Here is a 21,746-nt window from a genome sequence, read left to right as displayed (position 1 = left end):
TTTTTTTGTGCAAATTCATCAAACAGGGATCGTCGCGATCACCGTGTTCGTCGACGTGTCAATCACTGACACCGTAGAACTATTGAAATTGGTCACATAGGCGCGGGTACCATCCGGGGTGATGGCCACTCCCCAGGGAGCGCTCCCGACCGGCACCAGCGTGATCAGAGTATGGGTAGCAAGATCGATGACAGAGACGTTATTGCTGTTCGCATTGGTGACATAGGCCCTGCTTCCGTTAGGCATAATCGCGATGGCGACAGGAGTCGATCCCCCCGTGGGTACGGTCGCAATCACCGTATTGGTCGCCGTATTGATCACCGTCAGCGAATTGTTTCCGGCTGTGGCGACATAGGCCCGGCTACCGTCAGGCGTGATCTCGATGCCCCGAGGCGAAGGACCCACAAGGATGGTGGCGATCACCGTATTGGTAGCGGTATTGATGACAGCCACCATATTATTGGCCATCGTCACATAGGCACGCGTACCGTCCGGGGTGATGGCGATTTCCAGCGGTTGAGAAGCGACCGGCACATTAGCGATCACCGTGTTGGTGGCGGTGTTGATGACGGATACAAACGTGGTGCGAGAATTTGCCACATAAGCCCGGGTGCCGTCCGGTGTAATGTCGATGCCGAGAGGACCGCTTCCCACTACCACGGTAGCGATCACTGTATTGGTTACCGTATTGATCACGGAAACCGTATTGACACCCGAATTGGTCACATAGGCCCGGGTACCGTCAGGCGTAATCGCCACTCCCCACGGCTGGAGACCGACGGGTACAGTGGTGATAACGGTGTTAGTGGCGGTGTTGATAACTGCCACACTATTCGCGTTATATAGGGTGACATAGGCTCGGGTACCGTCAGGCGTAATCGCGATACCCCTGGGGGCGTTCGATGCCATGACATTCACATCCTCAAAGTTATAGTTTGATAGAGCTATATCATTCTATGAATCTCCCAGCCTAATGGTATGGACGGGAGCTTGATTTCCTATTTTTGGGCATAAAAAAACCGTCTAAAGACGGCGAGACTGCTTTTACACCCCTCCCCCACGGTCGGGGTTTGTCGGTAGCTTATAAATAGGAATCACCGAGTCAGCCTTTTAAGCATCTTCAGGAGGCGATTCCGCTCCCAGGATGTTTCGGAAAGGGATCATCTCCCGATGGTCACCGTTTTTGATCAGAATCCAACGTTCCACCGAATCGATACGAGCCACAAACCCGCAAACCTTCTTCGGCCCGTACTTGGAGGCATAGGTAATGAGGATGGGCTCTTCCTCCAACAGAGCCCGTTCAATCATACGGCCGATCTCAGCAAGCTGGTCCGGGTCCAGATCCGGAGGCACATACGCTTCCGCTTTCCGCCGTTCCTTCCAAAGCCGTTCTTCATGCTCAGGAAGGATCATCCGATGCCCTTCCCACAGTTTATTTCCCCGATCCAAACCCTTCATCTGAATCACCTCAGGGATAGGATACACGAATATACGTTCGATTATGAACCAGCAAATGCTGGGAACGCTTGATCACCTATATAAAACATAAAAGGACGGGCCCTTTAGCGGCAGGGGCTCCGTCCTTCTAGCAAAGATCTTGTGCTATCAATCAAGAAATGTTTATGAATTCACCTTCCGCAGCACCGCTCGAACCGGGCTCCCGTCGGCACCCTTCAGCGGCAGAGGAAATGCATAAAGTTCATAATTCCCAGGTTCCACATCATCCAAGACGGCTCCTTCTAAAATGTGCACTCCGTGGCGGGCCAGGGCATGGTGAGCGGGAAGCTCTTTGCTGTCCAGGGGATCCACCGAGGGGAGGTCGAGGCCGAGGAGTCGGATCCCCCGCTCCGCAAGCCAGAGAGCCAATTCCGGTTCCACCGGGGGGATTCGTTCCGGGAAGGTACACCGGTCCGTCCAGACACCGGTTCGAAGCAGGAGCCTTTCCACCCCAGCTAGCTCCTCCTTTTCCAGAGAAGCCGGCCCGATGGACTCCGTTCCCGGAGGAAGCGAGACCACCCGCGCAGGTCCAACATAGGGGTCCAAATCCAGCTCCAGTATCCCCTTTCCCTGGTTATCAAAATGGAATGGCGCGTCAACATGGGTACCGGAGTGAGCGCTCATCGTCAGGCTTCCCACGTTCACCGAACCGCTCTGGGCCTTGGTCAGTACAGACTGATAGGAAAAAGGTGTATCGCCCGGCCAAACAGCCATCCCCTCCCTTAGGGGTTGGGAGATATCGATCCAAGTCGTCACGCGACCACACCCCGCTCTTTGGGGTATTTCTCATATTCCCGGCTTTCCATGATTTCTTTGAGACGGCGAATCGCTTCCCATACCTCCCGGTAAGAAGTATAGAGAGCAATCGGGGCGAGCCGGATTACATCGGGAGCACGAAAATCGGGAATGACCCAATGTTCTTTGAGGGATTTCGAGATCCGAACCGCCTCTTCATGAAGCAGGCATACATGCCCGCCCCGTCGGTGATCTTCCAACGGATTGCCGAAAGAGAAGCCCATACCGTCCAACTCCGCTTCTACCAGGCCCATCAAATACCGGGTCTGTCGGAGAGACTTGGTTCGGATACGGTGAATGCCGGCCTCGGCGAAGATCTCCAGAGAGCCGATCAGGGGAGCCAGGCTGAGCACATGGGGAGTCCCGATCTGGAATGCCCCTGTATCGGCGGCTGGGGTCAAGCGGTGATCCATATCAAACTGGACGGCTTTGTCGGAGCTGAACCAGCCCGCTAAACCCGGGGCACGCCCATGATGGCGCCGATGAACATAGAGACCTCCTACCCCGCCAGGCCCGCTGTTCAGATATTTGTAGTTACACCAGAAAGCGAAATCAACGCCCCAAGTGGTCAATTCATGAGGAATCGCCCCGATGGAGTGACAGAGATCAAACCCAATGGGAATGTCCCGTTCTCGAGCGATACGGGTGAGTCGTTCCATATCGAGGATTTGTCCGCTCCGGTATAGAACCGAAGGCAAGATAGTCACCGCCACTTCTTCCGTCATGGCATCAATAATCGCCTCTTCGTCCAGCGTGCAGCCGTCCTCACTTCCCACCCGAATCAGATGTTGAGCCGGATCCAACCCGTGCAGAGCAAGCTGGCTCTGCATGGCGTAGATATCCGAAGGAAAGTTTAGAGAGTCAGCCAGGATCTTGGTCCGTTTTCCTTCCGGCCGATAAAAGGTGGCCAAAAGCTGATGCAAATTGACCGTCGTTGAGCCCGTCGCCACCACTTCATCCGCCTCTGCCCCCACCAAGGGGGCCAGTTTTTCCCCCAACTGTTCCGACAGGGTAAACCAGGGGTACTTCCCTTCCGTCCAACCGTCGATGCCATAATCCCTCCAGGCGGAAAGTACCTCCGTCAAGGAGGCTTCCGCCCTGCGCGACAGAAGACCGAGAGAATTGCCGTCTAAGTAAATCGTCTCCTCATCCAGGTAAAATTCCTTCCGGAAGGCAGCCAGTTCATCTTGTGCGTCTAACTGCTCTGCATAATCCATAGTGGGTTGAAATCGTTCATCCATTCTCGTCCCTCCTTGCTTTTCCGTCCTCACAACTGGGTACGCAAATTCCACAGTTCCGGGAAGAAGCGATGATCCAGTACCCTTTTCAGATAGGTCACCCCGGAGGAGCCGCCTGTTCCCTGCTTATAGCCGATAATTCGTTCCACCGTCTTCATATGGTTGTACCGCCATTGTTGTTGTTTATCCTCCACATCCACCAGCTTTTCCGCCAATTCGTATAGATCCCAGTATTTTTTGACATCCCGGTACACAGCGAGCCACGCTGCCTCGACACTCTTATCCGCTTGGTAATCCTGGGACCAGTCCCGGTCAAGGCAAGAAGGATCGACAGGTAGGCCCCTATTCGCCAGGGCCTGGATCGACACATCATAAAGGCTGGGACGATGAAGTGCCTTCTCCAGACGGCGGTAAAGTTCCGGCTGGTGCTCATAAACAGCCAGCACCTGTTCTTTCTTATGGCCGAGGGTAAACTCGATGAGCCGGTTTTGCCAGGATTGGAACCCGGAAGAGTGACCCAATTTATCTCGAAACTGCATATACTCTGAAGGCGTCAGCGTGGAAAGGACGGACCAAGACTGGATCAACTGCTCCTGAACCCGGGAAACCCTGGCCAACTTCTTGAAGGCGGGTTCCAGATCCCCCTCTTCGATCGAAGAGATAGCCGCTTCCAGTTCATGAAGAATCAGTTTCATCCAGAGTTCACTGGCCTGGTGGATGATGATGAACAACAGCTCGTCATGGTGTCCCGAGAGACGCCGCTGGCTGGAGAGGATCGTATCCAACTGAAGATAATCCCCATAGGTCATCTCGTTATTAAAATTCGTATGAATATTCGATTCCCATTGTTTTTCTTTCCCGTGTTGCGACATATTCCTCCCCCTTTCATCCAATCACCTCCAGGATACACGAAAGCCTCTGTCGCCGCACGTACAAAAATAGAATCGACAACCATTTCCGCTCCGACAAATAGAAGACTCCCCCGGTTCCATAGGGTGGGAGAGTCTTCTGGCGAGACCTCGGGAAGTCCGGTTTTTCAAGAAACCAAGCGGGTCAATCCCGGTTTTTCGGAACGACGGCCATGGTGCAACGGGAGACGCAGACCAATTTCTCCTCTTCGTCCTGGATCCGGATTTCCCAAACCATCGTCTTTTTCCCTTTGTGAAGGGGGGTGGCTTCAGCTGTTACGATCCCCTCCCTTTTAGGCCGGAGATGATTGGCATTAATCTCTAGCCCGACTGCCACTTCGTTCTCCTGGTCACAGTTGAGTATGGCACCAAAACTGGCCGCTGTCTCCGCTAAAACCACCGAAGCTCCACCGTGGAGGATACCGAAGGGTTGATGATGGCGGGCATCTACGGGCATCCTCATCACGACTCGTTCCGGCTCGAGGCTCACGGCTTCGATTCCTAAAACTTCCATAATCGTGTTGTTAAAGGAAAGTCCTCGTTGCGTCATCTCCCATACCCTCCTGTCATAATCGTTCGATCACCGTCGCCGTGGACATGCCGTGACCAATACAGATAGTGAGCAACCCGTAACGGCCTTCGATTCGTTCCAATTCGTAGAGGAGCGTTGTCATCAACTTGGCACCGGTAGCTCCCAGAGGATGCCCCAGAGCGATGGCACCGCCGTTGGCGTTTACTCGCTCAAGATCGGCATCCAGTTCCTTTTGCCAAGCCAGCACCACCGGGGCGAAGGCTTCGTTGATCTCCACCCGGTCGATGGCGTCCAAGTCGAGGCCTGCCCGTTTCAACACTTTTTTGGTAGCCGGAATCACTCCGTCCAACATCATCGTCGGATCAGACCCCACCACCACCTGGTGTAGAATCCTCGCCCGGGGACGAAGGCCTAGGGCTTCCGCCGTCTTCCGCTCCATCAAAAGAACGGCAGCCGCCCCATCGCTCATCTGACTGGCATTGCCGGCGGTGATTAAACCATCCTGTTGGAAGACCGGCTTTAGAGCCGCCAATTTCTCTAACGACGTATCGGGACGGGGCCCTTCATCCTGCGTCACTTCCACAGGATTTCCGTCGGCGTCCGTTCCAGTGACGGCCATGATTTCCCGCTCAAACCGACCTTCCCGGATCGCCGCCAAGGCCCGCCGGTGGCTTTCCAGGGAGTAGCCGTCCAACTCCTCCCGGCTCATCCCATACTTCCGGGCGATTCGCTCGGCGGAAACCCCCTGGTGGATAAACTCGTACTGCTTCGCCAGGGCGGGGGGGATCGTCCTCTCATCCCCATCGCTGCCAATCGGAACGAGGCTCATGCTTTCCACCCCCGCACCGATGGTTACATCCATATCTCCGGAGCGGATCGCCTGACAAGCGAAATGGATCGCCTGCTGACCGGAACCGCACATACGATTAATCTGGACCGCGGGGACTTCCACTGGAAACCCCGCACGTAGGGCCGACAGGCGACCGATGTTTAAACCTTGCTCTTGGACAGGGGAGACACACCCCATTACAATGTCTTCCACTTCCCCCTTGTTGATACCCGCCCGTCTGATAACTTCCTCTAAAACTATGGCCCCCAATTCGACGGGATGAAGGTTGCGGAACACTCCTTTTCGCTTCCCCACCGGTGTGCGGACTGCGCTGACAATGACAACTTCCCTCATGACAGCACCCCTTTCTGTAATCAACGTGATGTTATCGACGAGAAACCGGTTGCCCTTCCCTTGGATAGTCATAGAAACCTTTTCCGGTCTTGCGACCTAAATGGCCTGCTTCCACCAGTTTGCGGAGGGTTTGAGGTGCACGGAAACGGTCCCCGAAGGCTTCCGTCATCCCTTCACTGGCGAAGAGCAGGGTATCCAAACCGATCGTGTCGGCCAGCTCAAAGGGACCCATCGGATAGTTGAGACCGAGTCGGACCGCCTTATCAATGTCAGCGGTACTGGCCACCCCCTCCTCATAAATCCGCATGCATTCGATCATATGGACAGCAACTGCCCGGGATGTAATAAAACCTTGGGCATCTTTGACCAACACCGTCTCTTTGCCGACCTCCGTTGAGACCTGCCGGATCGCTTCTACGGTCTCATCGGAGGTAACCGCTCCTCGAATAATTTCCACCAGAGGCATCCGCGGTGCAGGGTTAAACCAGTGCATCCCCGCTACCATCTCAGGACGTCCAGTAGCCGAAGCGATGGCCGTCACTGAAAGTTCTGATGTGTTGGTGGCCAGAATGGCCGACGGGTCCGCCCAACGATCCAGATCACGGAACACCCTTTTTTTCAACTCGAGGTTTTCCGGTACCGCCTCTACCACCAGTTCCACCTGTTTTACCGCGGCCTCCATGTCGGTATAACCCGTAATCCTGTTCCACACAGCCTCCTTTTCTTCTTCGGTCATCCGGCCTTTCGTGACCCTTCGAGACAAACTCTCTTCGATCCGGGACTGTCCCTCGGTGAGCGCCGCCTCTGATATATCAAAAAGATAGACCCTTTTTCCGCCTGTGGCCAACACTTGAGCGATACCACTTCCCATCAACCCGGCCCCAATCACGGCTATACGTCGAATCTCCACCCTACTCCTCTCCTTCTCATGAGTGAAGCTTCACTCATTCCTTGGTTCATTTCACACGATTTCAAAAAAGACCCGATCAGCTCACTGAAAGAGCCCTAGCCTGCCATTGGGCTACCTCTTCAAAGGGGAAAGATCGCCTATGGCCGGGTATCTTTAAAACCGTTTATCCCCTAGTTCACCCGGCGGGTATGGCTTTCCCAATATTTTTCTCGCAGGCTCCGTTTCAGAATCTTGCCCGCACCGGATTTGGGTAATTCTTCGGTGAATTCCACACACTTGGGTACCTTAAAGCCCGCCAGGGATTCCCGGCAATGCTCAATCAGTGTCTCTTCGGTGAGTGCTGAACCCTCTCTCTTCACCACCATCGCCAGCACCCGCTCGCCCCAAGACTTGTCAGGAACCCCTACCACAGCAGCCTCCACCACATCAGGATGTCGATAGAGAGTATTTTCCACCTCCACGGAATAGACGTTCTCCCCGCCGGATACGATCATGTCCTTTTTACGGTCGACGATATAATAGTAATTCTCCTTATCCCGGTACGCCATATCCCCGGTATAGTACCATCCGTCTCTCAACGCAAGCGCTGTCTCCTCGGGTAGATTCCAATAGCCCTGCATGATATTCGGACCCCGTGCAATCACTTCACCCACTTCTCCAACCAGAACTTCGTCTCCCTCAGAATCGACCAACTTTATCTCCACTCCGGCTACCGGTTGGCCGCAGGAGGTAAGGAGGTGTTCCCGTTCCGTTTCCAATCCGTCATGATCCTCCGGTTGCAACACCGTTAGGACCGGCGCTGCCTCCGACATACCATAGGCCTGGTAGAATCGAACCCCCGGAAGACGATCCAAGGCCTTTTTCATTACCTCCACCGGCATCGGGGACCCGCCGTACACGATTTTTCCCAAGGAAGCCGTGTCCCGTTTAGCCAATTCCGGCGATTGGAGGAGAGCATGGATCATTGTCGGAACCAACAGCGTCGCATTGGGCCGTTCCCGCTCCAATACCTGTAGAAATTCCGCCGGACGGAAAACCCGGAGATGGCTGTGGCTTCCTCCCACCAGGGTGACAGCAAAGGTGGAGGCCCCATCCGCAAGGTGAAACATCGGCCCAGCATGAAGATAGCGGGTTTCCCGGTCATAACCGATCCCCAGGGCAACATGCCAGGCATTCGCTACCAGATTCCGATGGGTCAGAATCACCCCTTTGGGACGTCCGGTAGTGCCTCCGGTATAGAAAAGCCCCGCCGGATCCCCTTCCTCCACTCCTTCGTAATCCAAAGGAGAAGGAGCCTGGGACTGAATCAGGTCCTCATAGGAAATGGTCTCTCCTTCATCTCTCCCCGGTTTCCTATCTTCTGCCAGCACAAGTCGGCGAATCGAAGGAACCTTGCTTTTCAAGATCGGTGCCGCCGGTAAAAACTCCCGGGAGAGAAAGAGCATGACGGGCTGGGCATCCTCCAAGATTCTCTCCAGTTCCGGCAGTGTCAGGCGCACATTCAAGGGGACAACAATCGCCCCGATCGATGTAACCGCATAAAAGAGTTCCAGATAGCGAAAATTGTTCATCATCAAAAGGGCGACCCGATCCCCCTTCTGAATCCCGCGGTCCTTTAGCGCCCCTTTCAGCTGGCTGGTCCGATCATGGAACTGCCCGTAGGTGAAACGGCGTTCGCCGTCGATAACAGCCGTGCAATCGGCTCGATTTTGCGCGGATACCAGCAACCCTTTGGTCAGTATCACCTTACCACCCGCCTCCCTAGCAAATGAAATGGACCCGCTATTCCGTTCACCCTATGTATTTCGCCTACCCTGCCCGGTTTCCTTCCCAATACTAGTTCCGCCCTTAACGGGAAATCCATTAACGGTATTAGAGGAAAATTATTTCTCAAAAAAATGATGAAAATTTTTCCTAATTATCATACAATATGTTTGTCTGACAATTGTAAAATTTTTCATTAGTCACAATAGGTGGTGATCAAAGGGAGAGAAACCTTGACAGTTGATTCACCCTGATTTGGAACGATACGGGAGAGGGGATCGAATCCATGAATAAGAAAGTCGGCTTTGCACCATTCATCTGGACCCTATGTGCGTTGTTGCTCCTGATGGGTCTACTTCCCCAGGCAACACTGGCGACTGAGGGCAAGGAAAGCATCTCCTTCAAAGAAACCAAGGAACAACCGGCTAAAGAAAAAATCAGCAAAAAACTGAAACAACAATTCGACCGAAAAAAAACCGTCACCTTCCTAATTAAAATGAAAGCACAGGCTAACACCGAAAAAGCGGCGAAAAAAGCCGCTGGACAAGCCAAAAAGCAGAAACAGACTGCCGCCCGGAGCGAGCTGATGAAGCGCTCGGCGGTCGTATCCACCCTTCGGGCCACCGCCTCGGAAACCCAAACGGGGCTCAAAGAATTTCTGAAAAAAGAAAAAAAGGCAGGCCGGGTTAAGACGTATCAGTCTTTCTATATCGTCAACGCCATGGCCATCACTGGCACCGAAGCAACCATGGAAAAAGTGGCCGCCTTCCCTGAAGTGGAAAAGGTCTTGCCGAACGAGACCCGGCACCTGATCGGGTTGGACGGGAAAAAAACCGGCAGCAAAACCAAAAAAGCCGGTACCCAGGCCATTGAATGGAACATTGAACAGATCGGTGCCCCACAAGTATGGGAGATGGGTATTGACGGGGCTGGAACGGTGGTTGCTAACATCGACACCGGCGTTCAGTGGGACCATCCGTCGTTGAAGGAACAATACCGGGGTTTCAACCCCGCCGAGCCGGATCAGCCCAACCATGAGTACAACTGGTTCGACGCTGTCTCCGACCGGAATACCCCCTACGACGACCTCGCCCATGGCACCCATACCATGGGGACCATGGTGGGTCGCGAACCCGACGGCTCCAATCAGATCGGGGTAGCCCCTGGTGCTAAGTGGATCGCCGTCAAAGCGTTTAGCGCTGGCGGTGGCTCTGACGTGGATCTGCTGGAAGCCGGAGAGTGGATCTTGGCTCCCAAGGATGCTGCAGGCAATCCCCATCCGGAGAAAGCTCCCGATGTGGTAAACAACTCCTGGGGCGGCGGTTCTGGGCTCGACGAGTGGTATCGTCCGATGGTAACCAGTTGGCGAGCTGCTGACATCTTCCCAGAATTCTCCGCCGGAAACATAAGGGCGGGTACTCCCGGTGGCCCAGGCTCTGTCGCCTCCCCGGCAAACTATCCGGAATCCTTCGCCACTGGGGCTACAGACATCGACAAACGGCTCGCTTCTTTCTCCCTTCAAGGTCCCTCCCCTTACGATGAGACCAAGCCGGAAGTCTCCGCGCCAGGGGTCAACGTCCGCTCTGCGGTCCCTGGCGGTGCTTATGAAGGCGGTTGGAACGGCACCTCTATGTCAGGCCCCCATGTTTCCGCCGTCGTGGCCCTGCTGAAACAGGCCAATGCCTCCTTGACGGTTAATGATATCGAAGAGATCCTGACGAATACCGCTGATCCCCTCACCGACGATACTTTTCCCCAGGCCCCCAATAACGGGTACGGTCACGGGCTGGTCAACGCGTACCAAGCCGTCTCCTCCGTGCAAAGTGGGTTGGGTCAGGTTCGTGGACAAGTCTTGAAAGAAGGGCAAGACGAGGAAGAGCCCACCTTTGAACACCGCGCTCCCTCGGAAACCTTTGCCGGTATGGATCTGCCACTCACTGTCCAGGTTCAGGACAATATCAGCGTCACGGAGGTAAAGTTGGAATACCGGGCTGCGGAGAATGAAGATTGGCAGAGCGTCGATGCCGCCCGCACAGCCGGTAACTACAAAAACGGTACCTATCAGGCGGTTCTTCGGGGAGACGCCATCCAAACACCGGAACTCCGCTACCGCTGGAAAATGAAAGACTACGGCGGCCACGAAGTCATCTCCGACACCTACCAGGTAACGGTGAAACCCGGTATTACTGTCGGCTACAAACAGGATTTCGAGTCGGAACCTGACGGTTGGGCCTCCTCTGGCACCCTAAACAGCTGGGAGTGGGGCAAACCGGCCTCTGGCCCGCAACAGGCCGCTTCCGGGGAAAAGGCTTATGCTACCAACCTTTCCGGTAACTACGAGAATCGGTCCAACATGACGCTACGGATGCCCCCCATTGACCTCTCCGAGGGAAGCAGCTTCCTTAAATTTAAGCATTGGTATGAGCTGGAACGGAATTACGATTATGGACACGTGCTCGTTTCTACGGACCAGAAAACCTGGACCCAGCTCGCTCGGTACAACGATACGTCCAATAGCTGGCAGGATGCGGTGATCGATCTCTCCGCCTATGCCGGCAAGCGCATCTATCTCGCCTTCAATGTCACGACCGACAGCAGTATCGTGAAGGCAGGCTGGTACCTGGATGATATCGTCCTGACCGATCAAGCCGAGACTGCCGCCGCAAAGGATGCGGCCAAGAGCTTGGAATCCAAGACGTTAAGTACACCCGCCAAAGGCAAAAAAGCGGTCAAACCCGAAACGATGAAACCCTCCTCATCAAACAACCTGATGGCCCCGACCGCACCCTTGGTGAAAAATCAACCCAAGGCCTCTCCCAACACCCTCCCCCTCTCTGCTCAGGTGAGCGTCTTGGAATCCGGCCGTTCGGTCACGACCAACCCAGCAGACGGTAGCTATGTAATGAAGCATCCTGCTGGAGAATTCACGCTGCGGGCAGAAACCTACGGATTCCGTTCCGAAGATCAGCGGGTAACCATCGAACGGGATGGACTCACCCGGGCTGATTTCACCCTGGAACCGATCCCGCAAGGCACCGTCAGCGGAACCGTTACCAACCAACGGACCGGAGAACCCGTAGCCGGTGCTACTCTCCACCTCGTTGAAGATGCAGCAATCCCGCCGGTTAGAACGGATGAAAACGGGCACTTCGAAATCAAAGCCTTTGAAGGGACATACACCCTGAAGGTGTCCGCTCCCCATTACTATGGACAAGAAGCATCCATCACCATCGAAGGAAACGACACCGTCAGCAAAAACCTGCAGCTGAAGCCCTTTATCGGCTACCCCGGAGAGATCGGCTACGACGATGGCTCTGCCGAAAACGCCCGTGCTTTCCATGACGCTGGAAACGCCTGGGCGGTAAAGATGTCCCTCGAGAAAGGAAAGGAAAAGGCCTTGGTAACCGGCGGCCTCTTCCGCTTCTGGAATACGGAATGGCCGGTTCCTGGGGGCACCGAGTTCAAAGTGGCTGTCTATGACGCGAAGGGTCCCGAGGGATCCCCCGGCAAGAAATTGGCCGGTCCCTATGAAGCGACAGCTTTAAGAAACGGGGAGTGGACCGTAGTGGATCTAGCTGACAAAGGAATCTTTGTTGACGGCGACTTCTATATGGTCTACATCCAAACAAAACCAAACCCGAATGCCCCTGGGCTCGCCACCGACGAAAACGGCTCCAAGGCCGACCGCAGCTGGCAGATGGCGGGCGGCACTTGGTCACCGACCCCCGCCTCGGAAGGGAACTACATGATTCGAGCCCGGGTCAGTTATGAAGTGGATACTCCTGTCATCACCGCACCTACGGACGGTGTCTACACCAACCAATCCAAAGTCACTGTGAAAGGGCAAGCTGCCCCCGCCACCCAAGTAAAAATCCAGAGTGATGGTAAAGAGATCGCCTCTGTTCCTGCCCAGGATGACGGCTCTTTCTCCGCTGAGGTCACCCTGTCCGAGGGAAGAAACACCCTAACCGCTACAGCATCCACCGACAAAGGGACTACTGACCCCTCTGCTCCCGTAACGGTCATCCTCGACCAAATCAAACCGGTGCTTACCATCACGAAGCCCACCAACGGCATGAAGACCAACAGAGAGGCCGTCACTGTCAAGGGGAAAGCGACAGACGAGCACCTCGATTGGGTGAAAGTGAATGGCGTGAAAGCCTCCGTCTCCCCTAATGGCTCCTACTCTCTTCGCATGCTTCTGGAAGAGGGGGAGAACCGGATCACCGTCACCACCTCTGACAAAGCGGGCAACCAGAAACAAAAACGAACCACCATCCATGCCAAATTTAACGCTCCCGCCATCAGCGATCTGAAGCCGAACAAAGATAAATGGCTCAAAACCGGTCAGAGTGTCAAGATTGAATTGAACAGTGAAGCGGGATTGAAAGGAAGCTATATCATCCGAATGCCTTTGGTCAATCCCACCAGTGTCACCGAGTTCCCTCTACAGGAAACCTCGGACGGCCACTATGTAGGCTACTACACCGCCACCAAGAATCTGAAAAACATCCGTGGAGCAGAAATCGAGGTAATCCTAAGGGACGACTACGGCAATGTCAGTACAAAGCGAGCGAAAGGTAAACTTTATATCAACACGAAAAAGTAAAAACCATGTCAAAGAAGCGGACCCTCCGGGGTCCGCTTTCTTTATGCATGACTCTCCTCCCTCACTGGATCTCCTCATTTTAAAACCTAATCATTTCCAATATCGGGATGGATCGAGATATGTATACAAGGGCACGGAAAAGCGAAGAAAGAGCCGATGAAACGTTAAAGGTAAACGATCGGTTTATGTCGAAAAATAGTAACCTGAGCCTTAATACTTCGCATAGGATTCCATACAATCAATTTGACTTAAATTGATTATTTCTTTTTTACATTTCCTAATCAAGGAGGATACGGAGTGGCCACCTGGAATCTTTCCGAAACCCGACATCACCTTCTCATCTGCAATGGCGGCAGCTGTATGAAACAAGGGGCAGAAGAAGTGACTGACGCCATCCGGGAGGTAATTCGCACTTCTGGAAATGACGCCTGCATCCATACCACCCGCACCCGTTGCAACGGCCGTTGCCAGGATGCTTGTGTCGTCATTCTGTACCCCGAAGGCACATGGTTCCACGGCATCACTCCGGAAAGCGGCCGGGAGCTGATTCGGAGGCACGTGTTGCAAAATCGCCCTTTGTCTGACCGCATCAGCCATCGCCACGATGGGGACGTCTTCTTTCCAATGCCAGACATTCCCGTTGGAACAACGAAAACTTGACGGGACATTTTTCCCTGTTATGTTGACAAGCCTTCATTCGTCAACTTCACCGTTTCAAACAGCTCCTGGAACTCTGGAGGAAGAGGAGCAGCTTTTCGTTTTACAGCATCGATGACGACGGAGGTAATTTCCGCTTCGCAGACAAGTTCAGCTGTGGAATTGTACAACCTCTGGGCAATGACAACGCTCTTGTTTCCGAGGCGGGCCGGCTCGGAAACAACCCGGACCCGTTCATCCATACGCAATTCCTTTCGGTAATTCACAGCGACATGGACAACTACCGGCATCAACCGGCGGCGGTTCATCTCCTCAATGGTGAGTCCAAGCCCCCGCATCCATTCGAACCGGGCCCACTCCATATACTCCAGGTACTTGGCATGGTTGACATGTCCGATCATATCGACATCGGTGGAACGTACAGTCAGCTCAAACTCATGTTTCACGTGTAAACCTCCTCTTTCATTGCTGCTGGTATCCCGAGTATAGCACAAAATGAATGAATAGCCATTCATCCATTTTCCCTCTTTTGCTGAATAAATCCTCCGTCCGAAAGGCAGAATTTGGGTATCAAGTCAACTTAGGAGGGTTCATGATGAGATGGTGGGTGGTTGGAATCATACTGGGAGGTCTGCTTATCCTTTATTTCTTTCGACGCCCCCGGCCAGAACCACGAGAGCGGGGGCAAAAGCAAGAGCGGCTCAATCCGAGTCGCAAGGGGAAGCCGGTGATTTGGCTGATGACTGACTCCCTTATGGCTCATGCCATCGACAAAGGGGTGGATAGCGGAGAGCTGCCCGCCCTCGGCTGGCTAACGGAACACGGCCAGTACTACCGAGAAGTGGTTAGTTCTTTTCCGACCATGTCGGTCAACATCGACGCGACGCTCCTGACGGGCGTTTGTGCAGATCATCACCGGATACCCGGCTTGATCTGGTATGATCCCGGCGAAAAACGAATCGTGAACTATGGGACCGCCCTCGGAGAAGTGGTCCGAAACGGCCCCAACCGCGCTTTAAAGGATGGCCTGATTCGTCTCAACCGAGACCATCTCAATCCCGAGGTGAAGACTCTTTTTGACGATATGAGAGAACAGGAGTTCCAGTCCGGAGCCGTCAACCCCCTGGTTTACCGTGGACCAGCCACCCACTTTCTCCGTTTCCCTGCCTGGATCTCCGGGCCGACTTCTTTACCGGAAAAACAAGAAGTAAAAGGGCCTGATTTCCTGGCATTGGGAACCTTTATCAACCCCCTGAAGGATGAAACCGCTCTGCCTGACGGAATCCTAGACAGCCTCGGGTTCGGTGATACCTACTCTTTAGCCGTAACCACTCATTTGATCCGTGAAAGCCGCCTCCCCGACTTTTTGTTCGTCTATCTGTCGGATCTGGATAAATCCCTCCATAAAAAAGGACCCTCTGAGATCGAGGGCGTCCGTAAGCTGGACCAACACATTGGAGAATTGCTGGACGCTTTCGGCTCATGGGAACAGGCTCTTCAGGGAGCCATTTGGGTGGTATGCGGAGATAGTGGACAGACGGGAGTCCTCTCTTCCGGTAAAGACCCTGTCATTCCCCTTCATCACCTGTTTGAAGGTTACCAGCTGCTGCAACCAGGAAAGACCGCCGATTCGGAAACAGAGATCGCCCTGTGTGTCAACGAACGATCTGCATTCGTCTATCCCCTGAATGAAAAAATAACGATGCTGGAGCTAGTGGAAAAACTCCGATCGGACCACCGAATTGACCTCCTGGTTTGGCTGGAAGAGGATTGGGCTCATGTCCTTCATACCCACCTGAAGACGGAACTCTGGTTTCGTCCCGGTGGGGACTGGATCGATCCTTTCGATCAGCGGTGGGAGATCCGAGGAGACTTCGCCGCTTTGGATATGACCCCCGATCATAAGAAACGAACCCTTACCTATGGAGAGTATCCCGATCCCCTGATGCGCTTGCACGCCTCCCTCCATTCCCATCAGGCCCGGTTTATGATCGTTAACGCCAAACCCGGATACGAACTGGCAGCGGAATACTCCCCCCTCCACAAAGGAGGAGGAGGACACGGATCCCTCCACCATGTGGATTCTTTCTTTCCCCTGATCATCACAGGCACCAAAGAACAACCCAAATACCTGCGCATGGTTGACCTGAAGGAATATATCCTTCGGGTGCTGAGAGAGAAAAAATCCTCCCATTGATTTTTTCCTAAAAAGGCGCTTGAGGCAAATGCCGAGGCGGTCTTTTTCTTTCCAAGACATGTCAACCAGTGGTCAGCAGCCATCGGAATCCTTGACCCATGGCCACCCCCGCATAATTGCCGACGGCGTAGCCCAGCACGCCAAGGAGGACTGCAGCGGGGACAAGAGACGCCCATCCCTTCGAAGACGCCAGAGCGAGAGCCGTCGAAGGACCGCCTACACAAGCTTGGCTGGCCACTGCCAACATCTCTATCTCGATCCGGAACAGGCGGCCAAAACCAAAGATAACTAACGCATGGACAAACACCAGGATTGCAAGGAAAAGAAAGACCACGGGCCCTTTATCGACCAGCGTAGATAGCACCGTTCCCGCCCCCATGGTGGCAAAAAAGAAATGGAGGATGAAGTTGCCCAGCTCTTCCCCGCCTCTGAGACGGTTGACCGGTGTAAACAGGGCTAACAATAGAGCCAAAGTGGTATAGCCGAGCACCGGCGGAATCGCGAACCCGACAACTCGGTCAATATAGGGGATGACAAAATTCGAGACCCCTACCACCGTGAAGGTGACTGCTGCCAGGGCAGCCAGGTCATAAACGGTGATATCCTTAATAACCCGTGGACCAACTCCTCGGGTTCCCCCGCCAGACCCGTCCCGATTGCGTATCGAAGGATACCAACGGATCAACAAAACCGGGAGGACAGCCGTCATGACCATCCAAAGATTCGTCATGATATTGTCCGCCGCAGCTCCGGTGGCAAACATCGTCCCCGACGTTCCGAGAGCTTCTCCTACCGCTGCATAGTTCACTCCCCCACCGATATAGCTGGCTGCAAACTGACCGGCGATTTTCCAGGCTTCGGACCCGATCCCTTCAGCTGTCACCCAGAGGGCAGCAACCGAGCCGATCAGGGTACCCCCCGCTCCTAGCAAAAAAGCGAACAAAGCCGGACGGCCTAACCGACGCAAGCTTCCTAAATCCGCGGTAAGAAGCAACAGGACGATAGCGATGGGGATACCATAATCATTGGAAAACACATAAATCGGATTTAGTTTTTCCGAGGCCTGCCCGATGGAAGGCGGAATGACACCCAGATTCACCAGCACTGCCCCGCCGGTTATCACCAGGATTGCTGTTCCCAGAAAGGAAAACCACCGATACCGGCGATCCAGCCAAAAAGAAACGGCGATCAGTGTCGTGATCACCGCCCCGACCCCGAAGGGAGACGTCACAAGGGCTTCATTGGGCATCTAAAAAACCTCCAGTCCAGTACGTCTTTGTACAGTTGAACAAAGAATCTTATTCGAGATAGGTTTGAGTGGATCCTTTTTTTTGATCCTGGCGTTTCCTTAAGCACAGCAACCCTCCGCTGATCAGCAACAACCCAGCCAGAGCAGTGAACCAAGAAAACCACAGGCCAATCAGCCCGCAAGCCAACATCCACTTCCCGGATGTTTGGGGCCTGTGCTCGATTCGTTTCGGAGAAGTATGGGGGGCGGCATAGAGCGTGAAAACAAAAGCACCCAGGTGGAGAATCCCCTCCCACCACATGGACCAGCCCTTTACCAGCAACAAGGCCTCCACCCCGTGGATCGCAAGTCCGATGAGGAGGAGTGAAACCCCTAGCATCCCGAGCAACGTTTCTACAAAACGATCTTCCTTTCTCTCCATTGTCCGCCTCCTTTGGGTAGGTATATGGAGCATTCTACGCATAGCGGATCAACCAAATCCCGATTCAACCTAAAAAAATACCCCCTTTTTAGGGGGATGGATGTCTATTCGCACGGATCTTTATGTTTCCAAGTCTGCCGCCAGGTAAGCTTGTGTCGCTTCCTTCGTTTTCCGGCTTAACGCAAGAAGGGCCAGAAGGTTAGGAACGACAATCGCGATTAACAGGAGATCCCAAACAGGCCACCGGGAGGAAAAGCCCCAAAAAGAGCCAGCGAGAATAACGCCCAGATAAAGAAAACGAAGAGCATGTCCGCCCCTCGGACCGAAGAGAAATTCTCCTTGTTTTTCTCCATAGAAGATAAAAACGGGAAGGGAAACCAGAGCAAACAGTGTCAAAAAGACAGCGTCAAGCAAATGGGCATGGTCCGAGGGAAAAGCATCGGCGAAAGCGGTGGGGAGCATCTCCGTTACCCGGTGGGTGGGAATCACCTTCCACACCCCAGTCACCAGGACGACCCATCCCGTTAGGTTGCTAATTAGGAAAGTATCGATGAGCACCGCAAGCATTCCCCAGAATGCTTGCTTCGGTGGATGCCTATTCACGGCGGCAGAATGGACGATGGAAGCGGTACCCATGCCAGCTCCTCCAGAGTGAATCCCCCGACTCAGCCCCCAACTCATGGATGCAACAATACCAGCCCCGGCGAAAGCACCTGCCGGTGCTGTGGGGATGACCAGAGCATGGGTGAGAACAGAGATCAACATGTCTGGAAGGACAGCCCGATTTGACCATAGGATGCAGACAACGGTGATGATATAGGCCAGGACTAAGAGGGGAATGATCGCTTTCATCACCCGCCCGATCCGACGGATGCCCCCAAAAAGAAGAGGGGCCACCACCAGAACCACAACGATGCCGATCAGGCTTCCCTCGATTCCAAAAGATCGATGCAAATGTTGGGAAATCATAGCGGGCTGAGACATAGTAAACAAGCCAACTTGCAAGATCAGCCCGACAGCATAAAGTCGGGCCGCCCACTTCCAGCCCAGCCCCTTTTTCATCGTATAGGCGGGCCCTCCCACCCACTCTCCCCGGCTGTTTTTCTCCCGATATAGCAGGCCGAGGAGGATCTCCCCATAGAGGATGACCATTCCGAACGCAGCTACCACTGTCATCCAAAAGAGGGCACCCGGCCCACCCAAGGCGACCGCCAGCGGAACGCCAATCCAATTGTGCACCCCCAGCGAACCGCCTAAGGCGGTAGCGAAGGCATCAAAAGAAGGGATTGTCCCTTCCCGGCCCGCATCCGGGCCTGAGGCATCCAATGTTTTCCTTATCAATCCTTCCAACCGACTCACCCGTAAAAAACCGAAACGAGATAATAAAAAACCGCTGCCTATCAATAACAGAAGCATGATTGGTGGACTCCACAGCCCATATGACAGGACCGTAAACGGCATCGCCTCCTTCACTCACTTTCCTCCTCCCACCCTTTTCTTCCCCTGTTATTGTTGCTCTACAGGAAAAATATTACACCCTGTTACGGGGGATCCAGCTGGAAGTGAGACGACCTCATCTCTTCTCTACAAAATTTCTTCGTCCAAACGGACACAAAATCCGAAGGCGTTTCGAATAAAAAGGATAGGGGCCGCTAAAAAAAGAGGAAGGACCTCCCCTGGTTTCGGGTCAAGATTTATCGAGGAGTTTCATAAACAGACAGAGAAAAAAGCCTTCCTTCGAGGAAGGCTTTTGATCATTTAGGCACCTAACTTCCGGTCGGGCTTATCCCTTCGCCCTTTTCTCCGTCTACGTTCCGTAACCCCTTTCAGGACGCTTTTGGACCCGCTGTACAATCCTGCTGCCGACAACCCCATGGCCAATCCGATCACCGTACCTTGTACCCAGTCCCCCGGAGATACCAGGAAGATCCCCGCTCCCCATCCTAAGGCGACCGACAGCACCGCCGCCCACTTGCTCGACAACCCCCACAACTTAGTCAACTCCACTAACCCAACAATCAGCGGTACCAAAGCAACACCAAAAATTTGTTGGCTCATCCATTGCCCTCCCGTCATAAATCGATTAGGGAAGCAGATTGATTCTTTTTCCAAATTTTACAATAAACCTCGCCATCTGTCTACCATTTCCAGCAAATTAAGATCCCTCTGGGAAGGAATGCCCCTCGGTCCGTGGAGAATGAATGAATAGATCCTCCCATCTTCCCGTAAAAGGAGCTCCGCTCATGCCGAAACTGTTAATAGCCGATCGGGACGGGAAGGAGCGCTCTGGATTGGAATGGCTCATCCAATCTTATCCTCTCCCATATGAAGAGGTACTCGCAGCCCAAGATACGGAGTCTCTCATCGCCGAACTGGAAAGAAAGACGCCTGAAGTGGTCTGCCTGGAACTGGATCTGGTCCCCCCCGAACAATGGGAAGAAGTGAAACGGGTGGTGCGCCGGTATGCACAGATGGTCGTGGGGATGACAGCCGAAGCCACGTTTGAGCGAGCCAGCCAAGCCATTGAGCTACACGCGACCGATTTATGGGTGAAACCCCTCTCCCCCGATCGAGTGAAACGGACCTTAAGGCGCTACAGTCGGGAACTCGCTGAAACCGAGAGAACAGAACCCGCCACCCCGGCTTCATCCCCTTCGGTCGGGTACCGTTCTCTCTTCATGGACCAACCAGCGGGAAGATCAGCCGGTACGTTGATGCTGGCCCAACCGGAAAAAGAGGAACGGCTTCCGGCTTTGGTCTCATTTTTAGAAACCTATCCCTTTTCAAGGCAACCGATCATCCTGCCCCTGAGCCAAGCTGTAGCTTGTATCTTTCCCCTGTTGGAGCAAGGAGGAGAAAAGGCCCTTCAACTGGAAGGGAACCGCCTGCTGGAAGCCTGGGACGAATTGGCTTCAGACGGCCTTACCATGGCACTTCATCCCACGGATTTCCCCCTTCCCTTGCACAAGCAATACCTGGCCGCTAAAGAAGCCTTGGAATGGCGCTTCTTCCAAGGAACCCGGCAGGTCATTCCCGTTGCCGAGCCCGTGCATTGGAAACCGATCGATCCCTTTCTAACTCCGGAAGAGCAACGGGAATGGATTACGATGCTTGAAAAGGGAGACCGGGAGCGAATCCGAGAGTGGATGCACCATTCCTTTTTCAAAGCAGGCCCCCCCTACCCGGAACCGGGTCGCCTGCGCATTCGATTGACCAGTATCCTCGCTCAGATTCGACGTTATATGAAAACCCGAGAGCTGCACCGCGATCCCTCTTTTGAAATGCGCTATCATGAAATTTTCCATTCCATCCTTCATGGACCTGTTCTCTACCGCATTGTCCAGGATCTGTTACTGTTTGTCAGCACCCTCCTCGACACAACCGCCTCATCGAATCAGGTAGCTCTTTCCGACCCGGCAACGAATGCCGTCCAATTCATGGAGAACCATTATACGGATCCCCGTCTAAGCCTGGAAGCTGTCGCCCGTCATATCGGGAGAAACGCTTCCTATCTCAGCCATCTCCTGTCCCGGGAAAAGGGGAAGCCCTATCGGGAATTGTTGGTTGACATCCGTCTACGGCACGCCAAGAAGTTCCTGGAAACCACTTCTCTCCCGATCGGGCAGGTGGCGGCACGAACCGGTTTTTCCGATGCCAACTACTTCAGCCGTATTTTTAAAAGACAGACCGGTTTATCCCCCCGTGCCTATCGGGACCAAAAGAAAAGACAGAAACCAAAATAAGAGGAAGTTTCCACCTAGGAAACTTCCTCTTATTATCGGATCG

The 21,746-nt window shown here is 53.9% G+C and carries 18 protein-coding genes; 4 read left to right on the top strand and 14 right to left on the bottom strand.

What is annotated here, in order from left to right:
* Positions 1-18 precede the first annotated feature (18 nt).
* From ACFOUO_RS13495 to ACFOUO_RS13455, 9 genes are all read right to left on the bottom strand, one after another.
* Positions 19-918 carry a beta-propeller fold lactonase family protein gene (locus ACFOUO_RS13495; protein WP_380705666.1) on the bottom strand — a complete coding sequence of 300 codons (900 nt, stop codon included), beginning with the start codon at positions 916-918 and terminating at the stop codon, positions 19-21.
* Positions 919-1,110: 192 nt separating this feature from the next.
* Positions 1,111-1,458: a YolD-like family protein gene (locus ACFOUO_RS13490; protein WP_380705665.1), complete on the bottom strand. Its 348-nt coding sequence runs from the start codon at positions 1,456-1,458 to the stop codon at positions 1,111-1,113.
* Between the two features lie 162 nt (positions 1,459-1,620).
* Positions 1,621-2,253, bottom strand: coding sequence for an arylformamidase (gene kynB, locus ACFOUO_RS13485; RefSeq protein WP_380705664.1), 633 nt, complete (start codon positions 2,251-2,253; stop codon positions 1,621-1,623).
* A complete protein-coding gene (gene kynU, locus ACFOUO_RS13480) occupies positions 2,250-3,533 on the bottom strand; it encodes a kynureninase (RefSeq protein WP_380705663.1) in 1,284 nt (427 codons plus the stop codon). The genes kynB and kynU overlap by 4 nt, the downstream gene beginning before the upstream one ends.
* Before the next feature lie 26 nt (positions 3,534-3,559).
* The gene (gene kynA, locus ACFOUO_RS13475; protein WP_380705662.1) at positions 3,560-4,402 is read right to left on the bottom strand and encodes a tryptophan 2,3-dioxygenase; all 843 of its coding nucleotides are present in this window, start codon (positions 4,400-4,402) and stop codon (positions 3,560-3,562) included.
* Between the two features lie 181 nt (positions 4,403-4,583).
* The gene (locus ACFOUO_RS13470; protein WP_380705661.1) at positions 4,584-4,988 is read right to left on the bottom strand and encodes a PaaI family thioesterase; all 405 of its coding nucleotides are present in this window, start codon (positions 4,986-4,988) and stop codon (positions 4,584-4,586) included.
* Positions 4,989-5,004: 16 nt separating this feature from the next.
* The gene (locus ACFOUO_RS13465; protein WP_380706252.1) at positions 5,005-6,153 is read right to left on the bottom strand and encodes a thiolase family protein; all 1,149 of its coding nucleotides are present in this window, start codon (positions 6,151-6,153) and stop codon (positions 5,005-5,007) included.
* A gap of 31 nt (positions 6,154-6,184) precedes the next feature.
* On the bottom strand, positions 6,185-7,024 hold the full coding sequence (locus tag ACFOUO_RS13460) for a 3-hydroxyacyl-CoA dehydrogenase family protein (protein WP_380706251.1): 840 nt from the start codon (positions 7,022-7,024) through the stop codon (positions 6,185-6,187).
* A gap of 209 nt (positions 7,025-7,233) precedes the next feature.
* Positions 7,234-8,808 (bottom strand): long-chain-fatty-acid--CoA ligase, encoded by a 1,575-nt coding sequence (locus ACFOUO_RS13455; protein ID WP_380705660.1) that lies wholly within the window; start codon positions 8,806-8,808, stop codon positions 7,234-7,236.
* Positions 8,809-9,113: 305 nt separating this feature from the next.
* On the opposite strand from ACFOUO_RS13455, the gene ACFOUO_RS13450 reads away from it, so the two are divergent.
* Both ACFOUO_RS13450 and ACFOUO_RS13445 read left to right on the top strand, forming a co-directional pair.
* Complete coding sequence (locus ACFOUO_RS13450; protein ID WP_380705659.1) at positions 9,114-13,436, top strand: S8 family serine peptidase; 4,323 nt, start codon at positions 9,114-9,116, stop codon at positions 13,434-13,436.
* 297 nt (positions 13,437-13,733) lie between these two features.
* Positions 13,734-14,096: a (2Fe-2S) ferredoxin domain-containing protein gene (locus tag ACFOUO_RS13445; RefSeq protein WP_380705658.1), complete on the top strand. Its 363-nt coding sequence runs from the start codon at positions 13,734-13,736 to the stop codon at positions 14,094-14,096.
* A 17-nt stretch (positions 14,097-14,113) separates the two neighbouring features.
* Here ACFOUO_RS13445 and ACFOUO_RS13440 read toward each other — a convergent pair whose 3' ends face one another.
* Positions 14,114-14,539, bottom strand: coding sequence for an acyl-CoA thioesterase (locus ACFOUO_RS13440; RefSeq protein ID WP_380705657.1), 426 nt, complete (start codon positions 14,537-14,539; stop codon positions 14,114-14,116).
* Positions 14,540-14,688: 149 nt separating this feature from the next.
* Between ACFOUO_RS13440 and ACFOUO_RS13435 the strand changes: the two genes are divergently transcribed.
* On the top strand, positions 14,689-16,290 hold the full coding sequence (locus ACFOUO_RS13435; protein WP_380705656.1) for an alkaline phosphatase family protein: 1,602 nt from the start codon (positions 14,689-14,691) through the stop codon (positions 16,288-16,290).
* A gap of 61 nt (positions 16,291-16,351) precedes the next feature.
* On the opposite strand, the gene ACFOUO_RS13430 is transcribed toward ACFOUO_RS13435, so the two are convergent.
* The 4 genes from ACFOUO_RS13430 to ACFOUO_RS13415 form a co-directional block, all read right to left on the bottom strand.
* Positions 16,352-17,539, bottom strand: coding sequence for a DUF819 family protein (locus tag ACFOUO_RS13430; RefSeq protein ID WP_380705655.1), 1,188 nt, complete (start codon positions 17,537-17,539; stop codon positions 16,352-16,354).
* Between the two features lie 49 nt (positions 17,540-17,588).
* Positions 17,589-17,960 carry a hypothetical protein gene (locus ACFOUO_RS13425; RefSeq protein WP_380705654.1) on the bottom strand — a complete coding sequence of 124 codons (372 nt, stop codon included), beginning with the start codon at positions 17,958-17,960 and terminating at the stop codon, positions 17,589-17,591.
* Between the two features lie 120 nt (positions 17,961-18,080).
* Positions 18,081-19,421, bottom strand: a complete 1,341-nt coding sequence (locus ACFOUO_RS13420; RefSeq protein WP_380706250.1) for an alanine/glycine:cation symporter family protein — start codon at positions 19,419-19,421, stop codon at positions 18,081-18,083.
* Positions 19,422-19,718: 297 nt separating this feature from the next.
* On the bottom strand, positions 19,719-20,018 hold the full coding sequence (locus ACFOUO_RS13415) for a hypothetical protein (RefSeq protein WP_380705653.1): 300 nt from the start codon (positions 20,016-20,018) through the stop codon (positions 19,719-19,721).
* Positions 20,019-20,203: 185 nt separating this feature from the next.
* On the opposite strand from ACFOUO_RS13415, the gene ACFOUO_RS13410 reads away from it, so the two are divergent.
* The gene (locus tag ACFOUO_RS13410; protein ID WP_380705652.1) at positions 20,204-21,703 is read left to right on the top strand and encodes a helix-turn-helix domain-containing protein; all 1,500 of its coding nucleotides are present in this window, start codon (positions 20,204-20,206) and stop codon (positions 21,701-21,703) included.
* Positions 21,704-21,746 lie beyond the last annotated feature (43 nt).

The organism is Salinithrix halophila (assembly GCF_042650125.1).
GTDB classification, from domain to species: Bacteria; Bacillota; Bacilli; order Thermoactinomycetales; family DSM-45169; genus Salinithrix; species Salinithrix halophila.
This window is presented reverse-complemented; position numbering and strand designations above follow the sequence as displayed.

Bases quoted from the DNA above. Each gene is read 5' to 3' on its own strand.
- ACFOUO_RS13430 (WP_380705655.1), bottom strand. From the start codon at position 17,539: ATGCCCAATGAAGCCCTTGTGACGTCTCCCTTCGGGGTCGGGGCGGTG.
- ACFOUO_RS13425 (WP_380705654.1), bottom strand. From the start codon at position 17,960: ATGGAGAGAAAGGAAGATCGTTTTGTAGAAACGTTGCTCGGGATGCTA.
- ACFOUO_RS13450 (WP_380705659.1), top strand. From the start codon at position 9,114: ATGAATAAGAAAGTCGGCTTTGCACCATTCATCTGGACCCTATGTGCG.
- ACFOUO_RS13490 (WP_380705665.1), bottom strand. From the start codon at position 1,458: ATGAAGGGTTTGGATCGGGGAAATAAACTGTGGGAAGGGCATCGGATG.
- kynU (WP_380705663.1), bottom strand. From the start codon at position 3,533: ATGGATGAACGATTTCAACCCACTATGGATTATGCAGAGCAGTTAGAC.
- ACFOUO_RS13460 (WP_380706251.1), bottom strand. From the start codon at position 7,024: ATGGGAAGTGGTATCGCTCAAGTGTTGGCCACAGGCGGAAAAAGGGTC.
- ACFOUO_RS13435 (WP_380705656.1), top strand. From the start codon at position 14,689: ATGAGATGGTGGGTGGTTGGAATCATACTGGGAGGTCTGCTTATCCTT.
- ACFOUO_RS13470 (WP_380705661.1), bottom strand. From the start codon at position 4,988: ATGACGCAACGAGGACTTTCCTTTAACAACACGATTATGGAAGTTTTA.
- ACFOUO_RS13465 (WP_380706252.1), bottom strand. From the start codon at position 6,153: ATGAGGGAAGTTGTCATTGTCAGCGCAGTCCGCACACCGGTGGGGAAG.
- kynA (WP_380705662.1), bottom strand. From the start codon at position 4,402: ATGTCGCAACACGGGAAAGAAAAACAATGGGAATCGAATATTCATACG.
- ACFOUO_RS13420 (WP_380706250.1), bottom strand. From the start codon at position 19,421: ATGCCGTTTACGGTCCTGTCATATGGGCTGTGGAGTCCACCAATCATG.
- ACFOUO_RS13415 (WP_380705653.1), bottom strand. From the start codon at position 20,018: ATGAGCCAACAAATTTTTGGTGTTGCTTTGGTACCGCTGATTGTTGGG.
- ACFOUO_RS13410 (WP_380705652.1), top strand. From the start codon at position 20,204: ATGCCGAAACTGTTAATAGCCGATCGGGACGGGAAGGAGCGCTCTGGA.